Here is a 20,163-nt window from a genome sequence, read left to right on the forward strand (position 1 = left end):
GCTACACTTAGCCGGAAGAGGCGAGGCGGGTTCTATTCAGGGATAAGTACGAAGTCGGCTGGTGAGCTTAAACACTAACAAGAGAAAGTAGAAAACGGAGGCAGGATCTATGCCTACATACTACGAACACAAGAGACCCGGGGTCGTTCATTGTTATGCAGTAGGCAATTATTCGTTTGAAGAAACATTCAATAACTATCAAAGTGCTCTGAATGATCCCAACAGTTCAAACGGCGTTCATTTGATCATGGATGTCAGGGAGAGCGACGAGACGCGCACAGCACAGGAAATGGAGGCGCTTGCAGATCTGCTCGCCAATTCTCCTACTTTCCAGGGCCGCTGTGCCATTATCGTCGACGCGGAAGCACAGGTTAGATATGGCCTGGGCCGCATGTTGTCCGCCTTCGGGGAAATGAGAAATTTAGAATTTGAGGTATTTCATGATGAGGACGCAGCGTACTCTTGGATAGAAAACCCAGAAACATAAATAAGCGAATTAAAGGAGACCTTATGAAGAATAATTTTATGGCATTATTCCTTATCCTTTTATTTGTAGCGGTATCTATATCCCCAGTGAATGCCAGCGAGCTCAATCTGGGTACCTGTCTTATCGACTCGCTAACAGGGAAAGAAAGGAAAAATCTTGCCAAATGGATATATTTTGCAATTGCAGCACATCCTGAAATGAGCTCATATTCGAACATCAAACAAGAAGATAGAGTCAAAATCGACAAATATGTTGGTAATTTGGTTACACGGCTATTAGCAGAAGATTGTGCATCAGAATTTAGGTCAGCTCAAACAACTGATCCTTTAGCACTTCGCAAAGCATTTGAATTAGTTGGTCAGGTAGCTATGCAAGAACTTATGACCAATCAGAATGTAAAGACTTCTATCACTAGCTATGTTAAATATACTGATCAAAACAAAATACAAGAGGCATTAGGAACACCATAGCATCCAACCAGTCACTCGAGCGGACCTGTTGCCCTACGCGCAAACCAGGCCGTTCAAGTCACCGTTATACATCACATTATTTGAGAGGGGACTAATGAAATCATATATCACTTGCCTTGCTATGCTTTTTCTTATTTTAGGTTGCGCTGGTTCTCAGGTTGATTCACAAAAGATATTTGGCGCTGAAATTCGGGATTACGGTATCTGTAACATCAATCTAAAAGAGACGGTATCATCTGATACTACGGCAAGCGGAGGTTATAATATTACTGAGGGAGTTGTCTTCATCAGCAAGACTACTAATATTCCAGCGGAAAAAGGACTCTCATTTGGCATCAAATATGTCATAAATGGAGAGCCGGAAGGCTCAAAAGTGACGCTAAAAGTAGTCGCCATACATCCGCCTATTAAAGGAAAAACTAAAAGCAGCGCCATAGTCGATGCTAAAATTGGTACCTGGAGGGCCGAGCATTACACTTTTAATGAAAGCTATGAAATGGTTAAGGGGGAATGGATTTTTCAAATTTATCACAAAGAAAATTTGCTGATAGAAAAATCCTTTATGGTAAGTAAATCATAAGCTTATAAATAGCAATGGTATAACCTGCGGCTTTTATGGACTCGCTGCCCTCGCTACAAAGCCGCCCCGTTAGGTTTTTTCGCTCCTCTCCAAAATCACATAAGTGCCATCCCGGAGAAGATGATGAATAAAAAAATCGCTTTGGTTACAAATGTCCTGGACTATGTTGGTCCGCCCGCGGTTAAAGCTCTATTGGAAGGCGGATATCACGTTTTGGCTCAAGATCCCGCCTTTAATGATACAAAGATACAAGAGGATTACGAAGACAAAAATCCCGGCACAGTTCCGATAAGCCTGCAGGACCCAAAGGCGCTCATTGAGCACGCATGGGATCATCATAAAAAGATTGATGTTCTGGTAAGTAACGATACGTTTCCCGCGATACATATTCCAATAGAGGAAGCGAATGTGGAAGATTTAAATGCAACGATAGAAAGTGTCCTGGTCTATCCATTTAAATTAATGCAGGCGGCCATTCCACGTCTTAAAAAACAAGGTAAGGGCAATGTCATCATGATCACATCATGTCGTACCGAACTGCCTTTGCCGGGTGGCGCTATACCTGACATCGCGAGGGCCGGAACGAATGCGTTGGTTAAATCTTTAAGTATAGAGCTAGCGCCTTTCGGTATTCCGGTAAACGCCATTGCACCCAATTACCTATACAGTGAGGCCTACTTTCCAAAGACAAAATTTATAGATGACCCTATCGGCAAAGCATTCATAAGGGAAGTTGTGCCGGCAGGCAGGCTCGGTGAACCGGAGGAAATAGGTGAGTTGGTAAACTATCTGGCCACTATGAAAGGTTCATTTCATACGGGCACAATAATCAAATTTGCAGGCGGTTGGCCTGCTGCTCCCAAAAGGCCGATCTAATCAAATCCAGTTTTACGTTTTGCTGCTCCCGACGGGGCTCCGTTGCGCAGAAGCGCCTGAAAATCAAACCTGAGGAATCGTCTAATTGATAACTTTCCATAACAGCAGCGACTATCAACAGCAAGCTGCTGAACTGAATCGATAGTTGGACCGTGCTATGCCCAGAAAAAAGAAACTTCGAAGAAAAAACAAAGCCGCTCATCGGCTGCCGGTGGACGAATCAAAGCTCAACATGGGCAATACGTATGATTCTCCGCCCGAATACTACTACGATATCGAATTCACCTGTCGCGATTGTGGCTCGGTCGAAATCTGGAAAGCCGCCCAGCAAAAATGGTGGTACGAGGAGGCCGGTGGATACTTTTTCGCCACGGCCGTTCGCTGCCGCGAGTGCCGCGCAAAAGAGCGTCAACGCAAACAAGAGGCCCGCAGGACCCATCTTGAAGGAGTGATGCGAAAAGACAAACAAGACTCGTGACAAAAAAGCGCTGTAGTTGAACCTGATCCTTAGACTGAAAAACAATGAATCTCTTATTTGATCTGGATGGTACGTTGACCGACCCTTTGACAGGCATTACCAACTGCATTGAGTATGCGCTGGATAAGCTGGGCAAACAATTGCCGTCCGGGAAAAATTTGCGCTGGTGCATCGGGCCCCCGTTAAGGGAAAGCTTCGCAAAACTGCTGGCCACTGAGGACAAAGCCCTTATTGAGAAAGCGGTGACGCTTTACCGTGAGCGGTTTGGCAGTGTGGGATTATACGAGAATCAAGTCTATGGCGGCATCGCCGATGTGCTGGCATCCCTGCAAAACTATGGCCATACACTTTATGTGGCCACATCCAAACCGACCATTTATGCGCAGCGAATTATCGCGCACTTTGCACTGCAGCACTACTTCAAGTGTATCTATGGCAGTGAACTTGACGGAACCCGGGGCGACAAGACAAGTCTAATAGCCCACATCCTGCAAACAGAATTGCTTTCACCTGCTGTGGCGGTGATGATCGGTGATCGTGAGCATGATATGATTGGTGCAAAAGAAAATGGTGTCAGTGGTTTTGGCGTTCTGTGGGGATATGGAACCAGAGATGAATTAGAGCGCTCCGGGGCACAGGCTGTTTTCAAAAACCCACCGGAATTGGTTCGCGCATTCAGTGCAATGGGGACGGCCGGCAGGCATCAATGATGCTATTTCTCCTCCCCCGGAGCTGTTCTGATAGGGTCATCGGTTAGCGAAAAAAAGCGCTTCCAGTTCGGCCAGGTCTTTTACCGGATCATGGTCATAGTAGGCATACAGCGCCTCTCCATTGTTTTCATCTTCAAAAACGATGCTGTGCTTTCCCCTTTGAGGATTGAAAATACACTCGGGGAAAAGATGATGGTTGTGCCAGGCTGTACCGGCTGCGCAACAGGCCCGGGCGCGATCCATTATCTTGCCGAAGGCTTCGTTTTTATCCGCCTTCTGATCAGCTGTAATCGTATCATCAGGGTTCTCTTTATTGTTTAAAAAGCCGGGTCCATAGCACAGTTCGGCCATCTGGCGCGTTTCCGGCATGGGTTTTTCGGAAAAACTGCACGCGAATTCTTCACCCGTCAATTCAATTTCGATGATGATTTCATATTCGTTCTTTCGCCGACTGAATATGCAGGCGGGGCCGATCATGTGAAAATGCCATTTTTGGCCGGCCTGATTTAATTCCGCCGCTTTATCGGCGAGCGCTGCAAAGGAGATGTACTTCATGCTGGCCCTTCTTTTCGTAAAATCAATTTGAAGTTATCTCAAAAATGCATCTAATCCGCCGGAGGCGGACCCTTGGGCGTGATCTACTATTTTTGAGATAACTTCTAACAGGTTTGATGCTTTTCTAATCCATAATGAGGCCGCCGTTGATATCAAACGTCGCGCCGGTAATATACCCGGCACTGTCGTCTGCCAGAAAGGCGACGATCCCGGCAATCTCTTCCGGTCGGGCAAGCCGGCCCAGCGGAATTTCCTTAACAGCCGTTTTCCAGCGATCGGACTTCAGTATGGCTTCGGTTTCCACCCAGCCCGGCGCCACCGCATTGGCAGTAATGTTATGGGGCGCCAGCTCCAGCGCCAACGATTTGGTCAGGCTGATAACACCGGCCTTGGATGCAGCATAATGGGCGATTCCGGCTGTCGGCCGTCGGCCATCGCAGGAGCTGATATTGATAATTCTGCCGCTTTTTTGGGGAACCATTGCCAATTTGGCGACGCTCTGGGCGGCAAACAGAGTCCCCTTGAGATTGACGGCGAAAACCCGGTCCCAGGTTTGCTCGTCAATTTCCAGCAAGGGTGCCGATGGATATATGCCGGCATTATTGACCAGGATGTCAATCCGCCCGAAATGATCGATCCCTTTCTTTACCACCTGCGCGCAATCCTGCAGCACAGCGACATTGGCTGCTACCGCCAGGGCCTTTGACCCTTTGGAGGTGCACTCTGCAATAACGGTGTCAGCCGGCGAAAGCGTCCGTGAGCAGGCGATGATGTTGGCCCCCTGCTCGGCCAGATGCACGGCAATGGCCCTGCCGATACCGACCCTGGCACCGGTCACCAGGGCTGTCTTTTCCTTTAAAGCCATTTGTACCCCCGGTATGAAAATGTTAAGGCGCTGTGTTAAATCCGATTTTCGGTTTGATGGCCGTGAACCAGCTTGAGATCCAGATCAAATCCGCTCAGAGAATCGGCCACCGCTTTCAGTTGAAAGTCGTCGGGCGTTTTAACTTCCGATAGCGCATAGGGCCGCCCCAGATGCGCATATTTATTTGCTCCCAGTCGGTGATAGGGCAAAACTTCAACCGGGAGCCCTGCGCGGGTTTTAGCCAGAAACTCACCGGTTTTTCTGATCATCCCCGGAGAATCATTGTAACCGGGTATCAGCGGCAAGCGCACCAGAACATCTTTGTTGCTTTTTAACAGCTTTAATAAATTGTTTTTGATTCGATGGTTCGATACGGCCGTGTAACGCTTATGTGCAGCAGTGTCTTCCACTTTAAAATCAAAGATGACCAGGTCCACATGGGAAAGCAGGGCATCGAAATGCGCTTCAGGCGCATGGCCGCAGGTTTCAATTGCCGTATGGACCCGACGGATCTGGCAATGGGAGAGGAACACGCTGGCAAACTCCCGTTGGAGCAGAGGTTCACCGCCGGAGAGGGTGACGCCGCCGCCGGAGCGGTCCCAGAAGGCCCGATCCGCTTTGATCTGCTGCCAGAGCGTTTTGACATCAATCGTATAACCGCACAGCTCGACCGCATCGGACAGACAAACCCGGGCACAGAGGCCGCATCCGGTGCAGCGCTGTGGATGGTACCGGCGTCGGTCAGACTCAAATTCAACGGCTGCATTCGGGCAGGCCTGCTCGCATTCACGGCACAGGGTGCAGTGATCCCAGTTGTACAGCACTTCCGGGTGGGCATGCTGTGATTCGGGATTGGCACACCAGCGGCATCTTAAGGGGCAGCCTTTCATGAAAACGGTGGTCCGGATACCCGGTCCGTCATGGATGGCATAGTGCTTGATATCAAATATCAGGGCTGTATCGGTTTGCGGCATCAATCGACCCCGTGGGCGGTACGCATGATGATTTCATCCTGCAAATCTTTACTCAGCGACACAAAATAATCACTGTAGCCGGCGACTCTTACAATCAGGGAACGATACGAGCGGGGATCTTTCTGAGCAGCCAGCAGGGTTTCTTTTGAGACCACGTTGAACTGCATGTGGTAGCCGCCGAGGGCAAAATAGGTCCGTATCAGTTCGGAAAATTTCTCCAATTGCTCCCGGCCAGCTAAAATTTGCGGTGTAAATTTCATGTTCAGCAGGGTGCCCGCCGTGCGGGCATGGTCAACCTTGGCCAAGGATAGAATCATGCCGGTGGGCCCGGACATATCCTGCCCCTGGACGGGAGACACGCCTTCAGACAGGGGCGCACCGGAAAAACGGCCGTCGGGAGTCGCCGCCGTGGAATGTCCCATGGGAATGTGGGTTGTCGTGGGGATCATGTTGGCCCGATACGCTTCGCCGTAGACGTTCAGGTGACCGCCGAGGATGTCACTGAACAGGTTCACGGTATCGACTGCCAACCGGTCGACGTGTTCATCGTTGTTACCGAATTTGGGCCCGTTTTTCCACAGCTGTTTCTGCAAAAGCGGCTGTGACGAAAAATTGTCTAACAGCGCTGCGTGAATCTGCACAAGAGTGTATTGTCCGGTCAAAAAACAAAATTGCCGGATCGCCGCCAGCGAGTCTGTCAGGGTGCCCAGCCCCACGCCGCACATCATGGGCGCATTGTAGCGGGCGCCGCCCTGATGAAAATCTTTTCCCTTTTCAATGCAATCATCCATCACCAGGGATGTAAACACGACGGGGCAGTGTTTGGAAAAGGCTTCCAGAGCAGCCGTATCATAGGAGACCTTCAGGGCCACGGCCGCTTTAAGCTGTTGTGCAAAGGCCTGCCATACATCTTCAAAGGCGTTAAAATCGGTGATTTTACCCGCCCGCGGTCCCAGCTGTTTGCCACTGGTCATGCTGATGCCGTCGTTAAGCGCCAGCTCGAGGCATTTGGGTAGATTCACATATCCTGTGGAGGCCATGTTGTCACAGCCCTGGGCATTGACCTCGACACACCCGTTAACACCGCCATTGCGGGCATCTATCAGTGATTTGCCGCTGGATAACAAACTGATGACTTTGACATCATCATTGAACATGGCGGGCATGCCGGTCCCGTTGCGCACGACTTCACAGGCCCGCATCAGGAAATCCTTATCGGTCTTAGAACTGACCAGGCATGATAACTGGGGCTGGGGGAGCGCCAGGGCATCAAGGGCGTTAAGACAAAAATAAGAGATGTCATTGGTGCCGTCACTGCCATCAGCCCCGAGTCCGCCGATATTCAAGTTTTGAAAATCAACATAGGTGTTGCTGGCTTTAGCCGAAGCACCGGCTTTGGCCACCGTCATTTCGTTAAATTTGATCCACAGGCAATTGATCAATTCCTGCGCGCCGGCCTCATCGATCTTCCCGCTTTCAAGGTCAGCCTGATAAAACGGGTAGACATACTGGCAAAAGCGGCCGGGAGAAATAGCGTAAGAATTGCTTTCAAGATTCAAGATGAGATGCACAAACCAGAATGACTGCAGTGCCTCGTGCAAGGTTTTAGCTCTGTGTTCCGGCACGCGCCGGCATATGAGGGCAATGTTCTCCAGCTCCCTGCAGCGAACCGGATCTTCGCAGTCGGCTGCCAGATCGGAAGCCAGCTCTGCATATCGATGCGAAAAAGCGATCGCTGCATCGGCGACCATTATCAGGGTCTCATAAAAGGCGCTTTTTTGTGGAAAATCATCCTGGGTTTCAGCCAACTGCGCCTGCTGGGCGGCAATTTCAGCCTTGATTCCGCAAAACCCCAGTTGGAGTACTTTTTCATAATTGACCGAGATATGGCCGATGCTGCGGTCGATGTAATAATGAAATAAAAGACCCTCCTTTCCGGCCGCCAATGCTTTCTCGGGCGCTTGCTCTAAAATGCGGTCATAAACGGTCCGCCCTTTCCAATAGGGGATAACCCGCTGTTCTAAAGCCGTCTTGGTATCAGCATCAATCTCAAAAGATGTTTCTTCCCTATCCGCCAGGGTGTCCAGCTCATCTTCAAGCCATTTGACGTTGAATTCAGGATAAACTGGAGATCCTTTTGCCAGGGGGACCTTGCAACCCACAATCAATTCATCGGCCTTTATGCTGATGGCGCTTTTTTGCAGGATTCGATCCAGGGCTTTGGCGCGGCAAATTGCCGGTGGGTCGTTTGCGGCATTTTGATACGCTTCGGTCACCAGTAGCGCCCTCTCGGCAAAAACCTGCGGGCGCACTTCGACCAGCCGTGCGCGCAAACGCGCAACCCGCTCGCTGGTCAATTGCGGATTGTTCTGGGCTGCTTTTATTTTGTCCGACATATACTAAACCCTCCCTGATGGTCTATTATGATCGCCGGTTCAACCGCTAATGCACAGCAATGACGTTTCTGGCGGTTAAAAACAGCCATCCTGGTCTACCGGTGGTCCTACCAAAAAAATCTACTCAATCACATCTGTTTTGTCAATCTTAAATTTGAGCATTTTGATCAGCTTGACATTGAAAATGTGATTAAGATATTAAAATAAAGACCTTTTATATCATAACGGCCAAATCATCCAGTTTCTCAACTGTAAATGATGCGGTGCTTTTGTTAGGCCCGCTAATGAGGGTATTTCAAACCACTGGTTGACCAAAAATAAAATGCTGAGGAATAATCGTTGAAAAAGAAAAGAGACGACGTTATCGCCAAACTGAAAGAGCTCATCAAAACCAAGATGTACACCAAAGGCAGCAAGCTACCGGCCGAGCGTGATCTCGCGGAAATGTTGGGCGTCAGCCGCTCACTGCTGCGTGAAGCCATTATCACCCTGGAAGCCTGGGGGGTTCTTGAATCGGTTGAACGCCAGGGCATATTCGTGCTAACACCCTTTCTGAGCGATTTCACCGATAGCATGCAGTTTATGCCTTTCTGGCTCGAGGATCTTTTGCCGCAGGTTATGGAAATGCGCTGGATTTTGAGCGTATCAGCAGCGGAATTGGCTGCCCACCGTCGTACGGATGAAGATTTGATGAAAATGAGAGCCTGTATCGAAAAGCTAAAGTCCGGTAACAGTGAATCAAAGGATAAAAAAGAGGAGCGCTCATACTGGGAGATCATGCTTCACAATCTGTATATTTCCGCCACGCATAACAAAGTCATGGAGCGTGTCAACGAAGGTCTGGCATCGCTGATTGAAAGAAACACCAATCTCAGCAACGTTGTCTTCATGACGATAGACGACTGGTTCGACCTGGTGGTCTCGCAACACGAGCAACTGGTTCAGGCCATTGAAGAACAGAATGCCCGCAAGGCCAAGGCCATAATGATTCAGCACCTGGAAGATTCGATTCAAAAAATAGAAAAATTGAGTGAGGAAGGCATGTTTCCTATTGCCTACAAGAGAACGCAACCTCTGTCCTAGACATGCGCCGGGTTTTAGGTGCCCGCCTTTTTGCCTTTTTCGGCAACCTTTTTATTGAATTTTGCGGCATCGATGACAAAGCGCTCGTGGGTTCCTTCGGAAATCTTGTCAATGCCGTCATCGGCGACAATCGAAAAGACCAATCTGCGGCCGTCGATTTCCTTCAGCTTTACCGATACGGTAACCGTCAGACCCGGTGGTGTGGCCGCCAGGTGATTCAGGTTTAACCCGATGCCCACAGTTTGCTCGTCGGGCCAGTCGAGGTGGGGGTTAATCGCCTGAATACACGCCCACTCGAACAGACCCACCATGAAACCGGTGGCCAAAACTTTTGGCATCTGCTGCAATTCCGGGGCTTCGGGATACAAATAGGGGACCGTTTTGTCTTCCGGGACCAGGAATTGAAATTTGAACGCCAGACCCTTCTTCAAAGACTCTTTCATGATAAACTCCGCTATGAAGTAAAAGGTGAGAGGGTTATCTTTTAGCTCGACTATCAGTTTTCAAAAGGAACTGCAACCGACAGCAATATGAAATCAGAGCCGATGGTCCTAAAACTCGATTCCAACCATCGCGCCGCTCAAAAAGGTTTGGGCATTCAAAAAGCCGATGTTGGAGTCCCGGTACCGGTAGCCGGCCATTATGGTGGCGAAAAGAGCGTCGACCCCGAACAGATCAGAGCGTGTGAACATCCCGAACACAGAATAATTGGTATCATTGCGGGTTTTGCTAAAAACCGGGTGCCGCTCATCGTAGTCATCCCAGCCAACACTACCTTTTAACATAAGCTGATAGGTTTTTGAAAATTTGCGAAAGCCCAACCCGAATTGGTAACCGTTGTAGGCATTGGCCTCGCCGTCGATGTCAGCGACAGTCAGCTCAAAGCCCGGTGTCAACGTGATGGTTTGCCCCAGGCGGAAGTCATATTCAACTTCAGCTTTGTGAGCGTAGCCGTCGCGCTCCAGATCATTGAAGCGATCCCCGATATCATCGACATTAACGTCCGTCCGGGAAAATGCATAGGAAAGGTTAAAGCCGCTGCCCAGAATTTTCTCGTAAGCGACGCGCGTGCCGTAATTGTGCTCGCGGGTTTCCTTACGGTTGACGTCTGTCAGGTAAGGATCCCGCCAGACTTCTGAAAATAAGCGGGCAAAAACAGATATGTCCAGGCGGCTGCCGTCTGAAAAGGGCTGCACAAAACCCAGCGACAGCCCGGGCGGCCCGCTGAGTTCCGGCGGGGTTCCAAAATAGATCTGTCGGCCGCTTTCGGCGAAGGTATATTGCAAGTTAAACAACACCAGCGGCAGAAATGAATCGTACCAATCGGCATCGCCGCTTAAAGAATCTATACGGTTGTTTTCATCACTTGTTTTAAGCTGATCGGTGCTGGTCATATATCCAGCACCTGCTGAGATGCGACCGCTAAAGCCTTCCGCTTTTTCTGCGGGGCCGGCGGCAAAGGCAATCGACGATGATACTAGAAGGACAAACAAAATCATCGGTATGGATTTAAAATTTCGCATGGGCAATCCTTTTATTTCAGAAAACCGCGTTTATTTTGACAGATGACTGTAAACTTGCATAATGCGCACCACGTCTTACCGAAAGTAAACGGCATCTTGTATGCAGGCTTTTAATATATTTGAGCACACATTTCAATTCGTTTGGACGAATTACTTTACTTCAATCAGATCAATCTTTATAATGGGTTCGGTCGGAAAAGATTGCCATTTGTGCTTTAAGGCTTAAATTATTGTAAATATGGACGAACAAATCAAAACAGCGAAGGAGACGACCCGAACCGGTCGGTCCCGCAGCCGGCGACGCCTGATCATCAATATTGGGCTGTCATTGGCGGTGATTGTGGCCGGCATCATCGGTGCCGCCTATATTACCAAGACAGCACCCAAGGCGCGCCGGCGGCCGCCTGCCAAAATCGCCCCTTTGGTTGAAGTGGCCCGGATAACACCCGGCGTTCACAATGTTGCCGTTCAGGCAATGGGAACCGTGGTGCCGGCCAGAGAGATCGTTCTCGAATCGCGTGTCTCCGGGGAAATCGTGGCACTTCACCCGCAGTTTGCTGTCGGTGGCTTTTTAGAAAAGGGGTCAGAGGTGTTGCGCATCGATCCGCTTGATTATGAATTGGCGGTCACCCTGGCCCAGGCCCGGGTTAAAGACTCGGAGAGCGTGCTAAAAGTCGCCGAAGAAGAGGCCGCTGCAGCCATAGAGGAATGGCGTCTGTTATATAAAAACAATCCTGAAGATGCTAAAATTCCGGCATTGGTGGCCAAAGAGCCGCAATTGGAGGCTGCCCGCGCCAAACTGGCCGGTGAACAGGCCGATCTGAGAAAGGCCAGACTCGATCTGGAAAGGACGCGGATTAAGGCGCCCTTTAATGCTATCGTGCGCAATAAATTTGTCGATCTCGGATCTCAGGTATCCAGCCAGGAACAGCTTGCCGAGCTGGTAGGCACCGATATTTATTGGGTTCAGGCCTCCATCCCGGTTGATCGTCTCAACTGGATAATGATTCCACGCCAAGCCAGCGAAACCGGCTCCATCGTCCGCATTTTTCACCGCAATGATTTTGAACATCAAGGCACAGTCATCAAGTTGCTGGGTGATCTGGAACAAGAAGGCCGCATGGCAAGGGTGCTCATCGAAGTCAAAGACCCTTTAGGCCTTAGCCCGAAGGCAAAAAAACAGCTGCCGCTTTTAATCGGTGAGTATGTGCGCCTTGAGATTGATGGCCGGCGGCTAGATAATGTGTACCGCATTCCGCGTGCCGCGCTGCGTGAAGACACACGCATCTGGGTGGCCTCGAGCGAAAACACCCTTAAAATCCGTGAAGTGGATGTTCTGTGGCGTGATGCCGAAACGGTTTTGTTCAAAGACGGCCTCGAGCCGGGTGACCGTCTGATCATTTCAGAGCTGCCCACTCCGGTTGAGGGGATGGCCATACAGATCGCCCAATAAGCCGCGCACCCGCCTTAGACCGCAAACAAATGACAAACCTGGATCTTGCTTTAACCTAAAAGTTACATTCAGGCACTGAAACAAATGAAAGATAATTCACAAAAAAATATCTATCGCGGCCCCATTGCCTGGATGGCCGGCCATTCTGTGGCCGCCAATCTGCTGATGGCCATCTTTTTGGTTGGCGGGCTCTTCTGGGCCCTCCAGATCAAAAAAGAAGTTTTTCCTGATTTTGAACTCGATATCGTCCGGATAAGCGTTGCTTACCCCGGTGCCAGTCCGGAGGAGGTCGAACGCGGCATCATTCTGGCGATAGAGGAAAGAGTTGAAGGACTGGAGGGCGTTAAGGAGTTTAGCGCTAAAGCTCAGGAAGGCATCGGCACCGTCAATGTGGAGATTATCGAAGGTGAAAACATTGAGCGACTGGCGCAGGACATCAAAAACGAAGTAGACCGCATCACCTCGTTTCCGGAAGAAGCCGAAGAAGCCCAGGTCATTATCGCAGAGCGCCGCCGCCCGGTGGTGTCGCTGGCGCTTTATGGCGATCAAGATGAATGGATTCTGCGCGAGGTGGCCGAAGATATCCGCGATCGACTTTTGCAGGATCCGGACATTACCCAGGTGGAGATGGAAGGGGTACGCAAATATGAAATCAGCATTGAAATTTCCCAATCAAACCTGCGGTCGTATAACCTGACCCTGGAAGAGGTCGCCAACAGAATTCGCCGCGCATCGGTGGAATTGCCCGCCGGATCCATCAAAGCCGAAAGCGGTGACGTTCTGGTACGCGTCGTAGAACGGCGGGATTACGGCCAAGAATTTGGCAAAATTCCGATTATCACCGCCAACGACGGCACCCAGGTGCTGCTGGAAGATATTGCCATCATCAAAGACGGATTTGAAGAAACCGACAACTTTGCCACCTATAACGGACAACCGGCAGTTAAGATTGAGGCCTTTCGCGTCGGCGATCAAACACCGATATCAGTCTCTGACGCTGTCCGCCGGCAAATGGAAACCATCGATCAAATTCTACCTCCCGGCCTGGAACTGGAGGCCCGCAACGATCGATCCGAAATTTATCGCCAGCGCATGAACCTCATGCTGCGCAATGGCTATCTTGGGCTGGGACTGGTATTTATTTTGCTGGCGATTTTTTTAGAAGCCCGTCTGGCTTTTTGGGTCAGTCTTGGTATACCGATTTCAATTCTGGGATCATTTCTATTTTTACCGCATGTAGGCTCGTCGATTAACATCGTCTCCATGTTTGCCTTTATCGTTACACTGGGAATTGTGGTCGATGATGCCATTGTGGTCGGAGAAATCATCTATCATTATCGCCAGAGCGGGTTGGCCTGGTTTGAAGCGGCGGTGCGCGGCGCCCGAGAAATTGCAATGCCCATTACCTTCAGCGTGCTGACCAACATGGTCGCCTTTACACCCATGTTTTTTGTCTCCGGTATAATGGGCAAAATCTTTATCCATATTCCCTTTGTGGTCGTCAGTGTTTTTACCGTGTCGCTTATCGAAAGTCTGTTCATCCTGCCGGCGCATATCGGCCACCGGCGGCGCCCGAATCCGGGCGGGCCTGTTGGCTGGCTGATGATACAACAAGCGCGCTTTAGCGAATTTTTCAGTCGCCTTGTTCGCACGCGCTACGGGCCGTTTCTCGAGACGGCCCTGCGCAACCGCTATCTGACGCTGTCCATCGGCGTTGCGGTGCTGGTCATCACCGTCGCTTTTGTTAAAAGCGGCCGGATGGGATTTGAGCTGTTTCCCAAGGTGGAATCTGATTTTTCACTGGCAACCGCCAAGGTGCCCTTTGGAACTGCTGTGCAGAAAACCGAACGCGTGAAGCAGATCCTGGTAGAAGCTGCCCAGCAGGTAGCGCAGGAAAACGGCGGTGATCAGCTGGTGCGCGGTATTTTTGCGGTCATTAACGGCAACCTTGCCACGGTGCGCGTTTACCTGACCCCGCCGGACGACCGCCCGATCTCAACCGCCAGACTGACCGAGTTGTGGCGCGAACGCGTCGGCAGACTTGCCGGATTGGAATCTCTCAAATTCGAATCCGATGCCGGCGGACCGGGCCGCGGTGCAGCCATTTCCGTCGAATTGAGTCATCGCCGGATCGATGTTTTAGAAAAGGCCAGCGCGGAGCTGGCCGCTGCCCTGGGTTTTTTTCCGAGCGTCACCGACATTGACGATGGCTTCTCTCCGGGCAAGCAGCAGATCGATTTTCAGATCAAACCGGAGGGCCGCAGTATAGGCCTGCGCTCGCGGGAAGTGGCCCGACAGGTTCGCCACGCCTTTTATGGCGCCGAGGCATTGCGCCAGCAAAGGGGGCGCAATGAAGTAAAGGTCATGGTGCGGCTGCCCAAAAATGAACGCGTCTCAGAATACAACCTTGAGCAAATGGTCCTGCGAACGCCTTCCGGCACCGAGGTGCCTTTAAATGAGGCCGTAACATTAAAACGCGGCCGGGCGTATACCACCATCGATCGCCGAAACGGCCGACGGGTGGTGACGGTGGCCGCGGATGTCAGGCCGCGCAGTAAAGCCGATCAGGTGCTGCAGTCTTTAAAGGCCGACTCTTTGCCGGCTCTGCAAAATAAATTTTCCGGTCTGACATACAGCTTTGAGGGTCGACAGGCCGACCGGCGCGAAAGCATGCGCAGCCTGATGATCGGTTTGATGATGGCCCTGGTGGTCATCTATGCCATGCTGGCGTTACCTTTCAACAGCTTTATCCAACCCGTTATCATCATGCTGTCCATTCCCTTTGGGATTGTGGGTGCCGTGATCGGGCATCTGATCATGGGGTACAGCTTGAGCATCATGAGCATGTTTGGTGTTGTGGCCCTTTCCGGTGTGGTGATCAATGACTCGCTGGTGCTCATTAATTATGCCAACCGCAACCGGCAAGACGGCATGCGGGGACCCGAAGCGGTGCACGCTTCTGCCATCCAACGTTTTCGGCCCATTATGCTCACCACGTTAACCACTTTTGGCGGCCTGACACCGATGATTTTTGAAACATCCCGCCAGGCCCGGTTTTTAATCCCCATGGCGATTTCGCTGGGCTTTGGGATTGTTTTCGCCACCCTAATCACACTGGTTTTAGTGCCTTGCTTTTATGGGGTTGTTGAAGATTTGCGGTCTCTTGTTGGCAGACGTGATCTTGCCGCAACAAGCCAAAGCCGGCCGCCGGAGAAGCTGCTTTCCGATCGACACTGAGAAAACCAAAACCGCATGATTGACAACTTGATGGCCGGTCTTATATTTTAGATACGGAACAGGTGTCGCTTCTGCAGCCTACAGACCTCATCTGTTCTCCTCCTTAACGGGCGACTCTAACGAGCCGCCCTTCTGATTATTTAACTCAGACGAAACTCAGCCCAATCGACTGTTAAATATAGCTGTTGTCACCTCAACACGGCATGAAGTTCGAATTTCAACTCCCTAAACCCTCAACAAGCACAGTCCATATCGTTGCAAGCATGACAAATTGATGTGCGGCGCTCAAAAAAAAATAATCATTCATTTTTTTATTAGGGTTTTGACTTATAGTCTGACTTCCGGTATGCTGGATTTGTCTTCAACGGACGATAAAACCCCAAAAAAACGTCAGCAACGCTCTGGATAGCTAAAAAGTAACCGCTAATAAAGGACCTGGAGCCATGAAAGAATTGATCAGCGAAATTGCGCGCGCACTTGTTGACAACCCGGAACAGGTAACGGTCACTGAAGTAGAAGGTGGACAAGCGTTGATATTGGAGCTTAAAGTCGCCAAAGAAGACATGGGCAAGATAATCGGCAAACATGGCAGAACCGCCCAGGCGATTCGAACGGTATTAAACGCCGCTTCGGGCAAGGCTAAAAAACGCGTCATCCTTGAAATTCTGGAGTGATTAACTCTGCCCCACCTTATCCGTTGCAGGGATCATAACAGGCTCCCTGAACGGTGAGGCAGTTCGGTTTATATTCGTCGAAGAAGACTTTTGCTGGACCAAACGATAGAAGCATTCCATCCGGATACGGTGGAATGCTTTTTTTTTGGGGGCTTACAACAATCGCTGCTGGTCTTGCCGGGCGAATGGTCGTTTCGAATGCCGCCAATCAACAAAATACTATAAAGAAAAGCCATAATATGACTTGCATTTAATTTATATATTTTATAAAGATTTTTAAAAGAAAACTGCACCTCGGTATTGGGAAGATTTTCTGAGGCGCGTTCTTTGTGAAAACCTGCCTCTAAATTTCCCTTCGTGCCCCGCCAAAAGCAGGCGGATGCTATATTCAGAGACAACTATCCGCAACAAAGCCTGCCGGCTGTATGAGTCAAGATATTGCCGGCGGAAAGGATATGAATAGAATGGCAAATCCCGCGCTCAAAGTCGAAGATATCCATAAAAGCTTCGGCACCATCAAAGTCTTAAGGGGCATATCCATAGAGGCCTACGAGCAAGACGTCATATCCATTTTGGGCAGCAGCGGTTCCGGCAAAAGCACGCTGCTGCGCTGCATTAATCTGCTGGAAACCCCCACATCCGGCAAGGTCTACGTCAAAGGCGAGCTCATTAAAATGCAGGAGCTGCGCTCGGGAGAGCGTAAGGCGGCGGACCGCAAACAGGTGGAGCGCATCCGCTCCAAACTGGCCATGGTCTTCCAGCAATTCAATTTGTGGGCCCACATGACCGTTATCCAAAACGTGATGGAAGCCCCGGTAAATGTGCTCAAAGTTTCCAAGGCCGAAGCGAACGAAAGGGCTGAAAAACTATTGCAGCGTGTCGGTCTGTATGAACATCGCAACTATTACCCTGCCCATCTATCGGGCGGCCAGATGCAGCGCGCGGCCATCGCGCGGGCCCTGGCCATGGAACCGGACATGCTGCTCTTTGATGAGCCGACCTCCGCCCTTGATCCGGAGCTGGTGGGTGAAGTGCTTAAAGTGATGCAGGATTTAGCCGAAGAAGGGCGCACCATGCTGGTGGTCACACATGAAATGGGATTTGCGCGTAATGTTTCCAGCCGGGTCATCTTTTTAGATTCGGGCCTGGTCGAGGAAAATGGACCCCCCAAGCAGGTTTTCGAACATCCCAAGTCGGATCGCTTTCGGGAATTTTTAGTCGGTGCTTTTGACTAGACCGGTACTTTTGTTAAATCTTAAAACCTTATCTCTGGAAAAATGGCACCTGCACAGAGGCGTACATACCCAATAGACAGCACCCCAAGACAGATGCGCAAACTATGCGCTTTGTTGATGGCCGTGCTGATTTCCATATTACTGGCGGCCCCGGCTGTTGTCGCTGATTGGAAGCAAATCAAAATTGCAACCGAAGGCGCCTATCCCCCCTGGAATTATTTTGACGAATCCGGCAAACTGGTCGGATTTGAAATCGAGCTGATCAAAGATCTGTGTGGGCGCATGAATGTAGAGTGTGAAATCGTTACCCAGAAATGGCGCAGTATCATCGAGGGGCTGAATAAGGGGAAATATGACGCCATTATTGCGGCCATGTCGATTACCGAGCCGCGTAAAAAATTGGTCACATTCTCGCGCAGCTATGCCGATACACCCAATATTTTTGTGGTGCGCAAAGACAACCCCATTGCCAGCTTCCAATCCGAGCTTGAGCATTTGACGCTGGATGATATCAGCCCCGCAGAGCAGTCCGCGCTGGACGCCCTTATTAATGCATTTAAGGGCAAAATCATCGGGGTCCAGGTGGCCACCATCAATCAAAAATTTGCCGATGCGTATCTGGGCGAGCATGCTGAAATTCGCATTTATGATTTCCAGCACACCGTTGACCTGGAGCTTTACCAGGGTCGCCTGGACGCGCTGATAGGGGGTATGGCCTACTGGGTGCCGCTGCTCAAATCCGATCAGGGCAAGGAGTATACGATCGTCGGCCCCCAGATGACCGGCGGGCCTTTTGGCAGTGGCATTGGCGTGGCCGTCCGTAAAAAGAATCAGGACCTGGCCGATATGTTTTCAAAGGCCATTGACGCAGCGCTGCGTGACGGAACCGTTAAAAAACTGGCCATCGAGTGGTTTACCTTCGACACTTCAGCACCGCAATAGCGGTTTTGATGATAGAACCCTAACCGAATTCGCTTATTCATCCTAATTACAGGAAAGCTGTATGTCTCAGGTTGTTGCCTATTTTCCGCTGATTCTGAAAGGAATGCTGCTGACCGTCGAAGTGGCCTTATTATCCCTGTTGATTGCTATTTTGCTGGGATTGATCGGTGCGGTGGCCAAGCTTTCCAAATCCCGCATTGCCAAAGCGATCGCGGGCACCTACACCACCATCATCAGGGGCATACCCGATCTGGTCCTGATGACCCTTATCTTTTTCGGTGGCCAGATTCTGGTCAACAATTTCGGTGAAAAACTGGGGTGGGATTATATCGATGTGGATCCTTTTATCGCCGGTGTCCTCACCATCGGTTTTATTTTTGGTGCCTATTTCGCGGAGTCCTTCCGGGGGGGGATACTGGCCGTAGCCCGCGGAGAAATCGAGGCCGGATACGCCTTTGGTATGACGCCGTTGCAGGTTTTTTTCCGAATTACCTTGCCGGCCATGGTGCGGCATGCCCTGCCGGGAATCGGCAATAACTGGCTGGTGATGGTCAAGACCACCGCACTGGTTTCGGTGATCGGCTTGCAGGATATGGTTTACAACGCCGGCCTGGCCGGCGGCTCCACCCGCAAACCATTTACATTTTATTGCGTAGTGGCTTTTTTGTTTCTGGTCATCACGGGCTTTTCCGATGTGGGCATGCGATGGCTGGATAAAAAGTACAGTGTTGGGGTGCGCAAAGCTTAACCTGCATTTTTCATGAATATTTTTTCTTTTAATAAAAAATGCGGATCAACATTCTATGGATTTTCAGGTTATCATAGATAATTTACCGCTGTATCTTCAAGGGTTGAAAACCACTATTGTTTTGGTTGTTGCCTCGTTGATATTGGGATTGGTTCTGGCGATACCCATTGCCCTGCTGGCAACATCAAAACGCAAATGGGTGGCTGCACTGCCCAAGGCTTACATATATTTTTTCCGGGGCACACCACTGCTGGTCCAGATGTTTATGATTTACCACGGCATGGGGCAGTTTGAGGCGGTGCGCGAAAGTTTTTTGTGGGTCATCTTCCAGCATGCCTGGGCCTGCGCCCTGGTGGCCTTTGCGCTGAATACCGCCGGCTATACGGGCGAGATCCTGCGGGGCACCATCGAGCAAACCCCTTACGGCGAAATCGAAGCCGCCAAGTCGGTGGGCATGTCCAATGCCCAGATTTATCGCCGTATTATCTTGCCCAGCACTTTCAGACGGGCCCTGCCCGCCTATGGCAACGAAGTCATCTTCATGCTGCATGGCAGCTCTTTGGCGGGGCTGATCACCATTGTCGACCTATTCGGTGCGGCTAAAGTTGTCAACGCCCGCAATTTTGTGCCGTTTGAATCGTTTATCGCCGCCGGGATTTTTTATCTGGCGATCACGTTTATGATCGTCTGGGGATTCAAAAAAGCCGAACATTACTGGCATGCTTATCTGCGCCCGCGCGAAAGCTAGAAGGGATTTCAAAACCTCATCTTCCCGCTCAATGGAGCGGAATTTCGCATCTAGTTTGAAAAACTATTTAAGGTGCTCAAAAGGCTCCAATGGCTGAAGCTGTCCCAGCTCGGCTGAGCTCGCCACAGG

At 50.5% G+C, this 20,163-nt stretch carries 20 protein-coding genes; 14 read left to right on the plus strand and 6 right to left on the minus strand.

Annotated elements, in window-relative coordinates; genetic code table 11:
- The first annotated feature begins 109 nt into the window (after nucleotides 1-109).
- The 6 genes from QNJ26_01240 to QNJ26_01265 all read left to right on the plus strand — a co-directional run bounded on the left by QNJ26_01240 (nucleotide 110) and on the right by QNJ26_01265 (nucleotide 3,601).
- Nucleotides 110-487, plus strand: a complete 378-nt coding sequence (locus QNJ26_01240; protein ID MDJ0984137.1) for a hypothetical protein — start codon at nucleotides 110-112, stop codon at nucleotides 485-487.
- A 23-nt stretch (nucleotides 488-510) separates the two neighbouring features.
- Nucleotides 511-957: a hypothetical protein gene (locus QNJ26_01245; protein ID MDJ0984138.1), complete on the plus strand. Its 447-nt coding sequence runs from the start codon at nucleotides 511-513 to the stop codon at nucleotides 955-957.
- A 94-nt stretch (nucleotides 958-1,051) separates the two neighbouring features.
- Complete coding sequence (locus QNJ26_01250) at nucleotides 1,052-1,537, plus strand: DUF3859 domain-containing protein (GenBank protein MDJ0984139.1); 486 nt, start codon at nucleotides 1,052-1,054, stop codon at nucleotides 1,535-1,537.
- A 123-nt stretch (nucleotides 1,538-1,660) separates the two neighbouring features.
- Nucleotides 1,661-2,413: an SDR family oxidoreductase gene (locus tag QNJ26_01255; protein ID MDJ0984140.1), complete on the plus strand. Its 753-nt coding sequence runs from the start codon at nucleotides 1,661-1,663 to the stop codon at nucleotides 2,411-2,413.
- 157 nt (nucleotides 2,414-2,570) lie between these two features.
- Nucleotides 2,571-2,891, plus strand: a complete 321-nt coding sequence (locus QNJ26_01260) for a zinc-ribbon domain containing protein (GenBank protein MDJ0984141.1) — start codon at nucleotides 2,571-2,573, stop codon at nucleotides 2,889-2,891.
- A 44-nt stretch (nucleotides 2,892-2,935) separates the two neighbouring features.
- A complete protein-coding gene (locus QNJ26_01265; protein ID MDJ0984142.1) occupies nucleotides 2,936-3,601 on the plus strand; it encodes an HAD family hydrolase in 666 nt (221 codons plus the stop codon).
- A gap of 36 nt (nucleotides 3,602-3,637) precedes the next feature.
- On the opposite strand, the gene QNJ26_01270 is transcribed toward QNJ26_01265, so the two are convergent.
- From QNJ26_01270 to QNJ26_01285, 4 genes are all read right to left on the minus strand, one after another.
- Nucleotides 3,638-4,156, minus strand: a complete 519-nt coding sequence (locus tag QNJ26_01270; GenBank protein MDJ0984143.1) for a hypothetical protein — start codon at nucleotides 4,154-4,156, stop codon at nucleotides 3,638-3,640.
- Nucleotides 4,157-4,280: 124 nt separating this feature from the next.
- Nucleotides 4,281-5,021, minus strand: coding sequence for a 3-oxoacyl-ACP reductase family protein (locus QNJ26_01275; GenBank protein ID MDJ0984144.1), 741 nt, complete (start codon nucleotides 5,019-5,021; stop codon nucleotides 4,281-4,283).
- Nucleotides 5,022-5,056: 35 nt separating this feature from the next.
- A complete protein-coding gene (locus tag QNJ26_01280; protein ID MDJ0984145.1) occupies nucleotides 5,057-5,995 on the minus strand; it encodes a glycyl-radical enzyme activating protein in 939 nt (312 codons plus the stop codon).
- Nucleotides 5,995-8,391, minus strand: coding sequence for a formate C-acetyltransferase/glycerol dehydratase family glycyl radical enzyme (locus QNJ26_01285; GenBank protein ID MDJ0984146.1), 2,397 nt, complete (start codon nucleotides 8,389-8,391; stop codon nucleotides 5,995-5,997). The genes QNJ26_01280 and QNJ26_01285 overlap by 1 nt, the downstream gene beginning before the upstream one ends.
- A gap of 339 nt (nucleotides 8,392-8,730) precedes the next feature.
- Between QNJ26_01285 and QNJ26_01290 the strand changes: the two genes are divergently transcribed.
- On the plus strand, nucleotides 8,731-9,474 hold the full coding sequence (locus QNJ26_01290; GenBank protein MDJ0984147.1) for a FadR/GntR family transcriptional regulator: 744 nt from the start codon (nucleotides 8,731-8,733) through the stop codon (nucleotides 9,472-9,474).
- 14 nt (nucleotides 9,475-9,488) lie between these two features.
- Here the strand turns inward: QNJ26_01290 and QNJ26_01295 are convergent, their stop codons facing one another.
- Both QNJ26_01295 and QNJ26_01300 read right to left on the minus strand, forming a co-directional pair.
- A complete protein-coding gene (locus tag QNJ26_01295) occupies nucleotides 9,489-9,917 on the minus strand; it encodes a thioesterase family protein (protein ID MDJ0984148.1) in 429 nt (142 codons plus the stop codon).
- A gap of 108 nt (nucleotides 9,918-10,025) precedes the next feature.
- Nucleotides 10,026-10,997 (minus strand): DUF2860 family protein, encoded by a 972-nt coding sequence (locus QNJ26_01300; GenBank protein MDJ0984149.1) that lies wholly within the window; start codon nucleotides 10,995-10,997, stop codon nucleotides 10,026-10,028.
- A gap of 238 nt (nucleotides 10,998-11,235) precedes the next feature.
- Between QNJ26_01300 and QNJ26_01305 the strand changes: the two genes are divergently transcribed.
- From QNJ26_01305 to QNJ26_01335, 7 genes are all read left to right on the plus strand, one after another.
- Nucleotides 11,236-12,450: an efflux RND transporter periplasmic adaptor subunit gene (locus QNJ26_01305; protein ID MDJ0984150.1), complete on the plus strand. Its 1,215-nt coding sequence runs from the start codon at nucleotides 11,236-11,238 to the stop codon at nucleotides 12,448-12,450.
- Between the two features lie 84 nt (nucleotides 12,451-12,534).
- Complete coding sequence (locus tag QNJ26_01310) at nucleotides 12,535-15,687, plus strand: efflux RND transporter permease subunit (protein ID MDJ0984151.1); 3,153 nt, start codon at nucleotides 12,535-12,537, stop codon at nucleotides 15,685-15,687.
- Between the two features lie 443 nt (nucleotides 15,688-16,130).
- Nucleotides 16,131-16,361, plus strand: a complete 231-nt coding sequence (locus QNJ26_01315; GenBank protein ID MDJ0984152.1) for a KH domain-containing protein — start codon at nucleotides 16,131-16,133, stop codon at nucleotides 16,359-16,361.
- Nucleotides 16,362-16,825: 464 nt separating this feature from the next.
- The gene (locus tag QNJ26_01320) at nucleotides 16,826-17,596 is read left to right on the plus strand and encodes an ATP-binding cassette domain-containing protein (GenBank protein ID MDJ0984153.1); all 771 of its coding nucleotides are present in this window, start codon (nucleotides 16,826-16,828) and stop codon (nucleotides 17,594-17,596) included.
- A 93-nt stretch (nucleotides 17,597-17,689) separates the two neighbouring features.
- Nucleotides 17,690-18,538 (plus strand): transporter substrate-binding domain-containing protein, encoded by an 849-nt coding sequence (locus QNJ26_01325; GenBank protein MDJ0984154.1) that lies wholly within the window; start codon nucleotides 17,690-17,692, stop codon nucleotides 18,536-18,538.
- Nucleotides 18,539-18,599: 61 nt separating this feature from the next.
- Nucleotides 18,600-19,286 carry an ABC transporter permease gene (locus QNJ26_01330; GenBank protein ID MDJ0984155.1) on the plus strand — a complete coding sequence of 229 codons (687 nt, stop codon included), beginning with the start codon at nucleotides 18,600-18,602 and terminating at the stop codon, nucleotides 19,284-19,286.
- A 55-nt stretch (nucleotides 19,287-19,341) separates the two neighbouring features.
- Nucleotides 19,342-20,034, plus strand: coding sequence for an ABC transporter permease (locus QNJ26_01335; protein ID MDJ0984156.1), 693 nt, complete (start codon nucleotides 19,342-19,344; stop codon nucleotides 20,032-20,034).
- Nucleotides 20,035-20,163 lie beyond the last annotated feature (129 nt).

The organism is Desulfobacterales bacterium (assembly GCA_030066985.1).
GTDB lineage: Bacteria > Desulfobacterota > Desulfobacteria > Desulfobacterales > JAHEIW01 > JAHEIW01.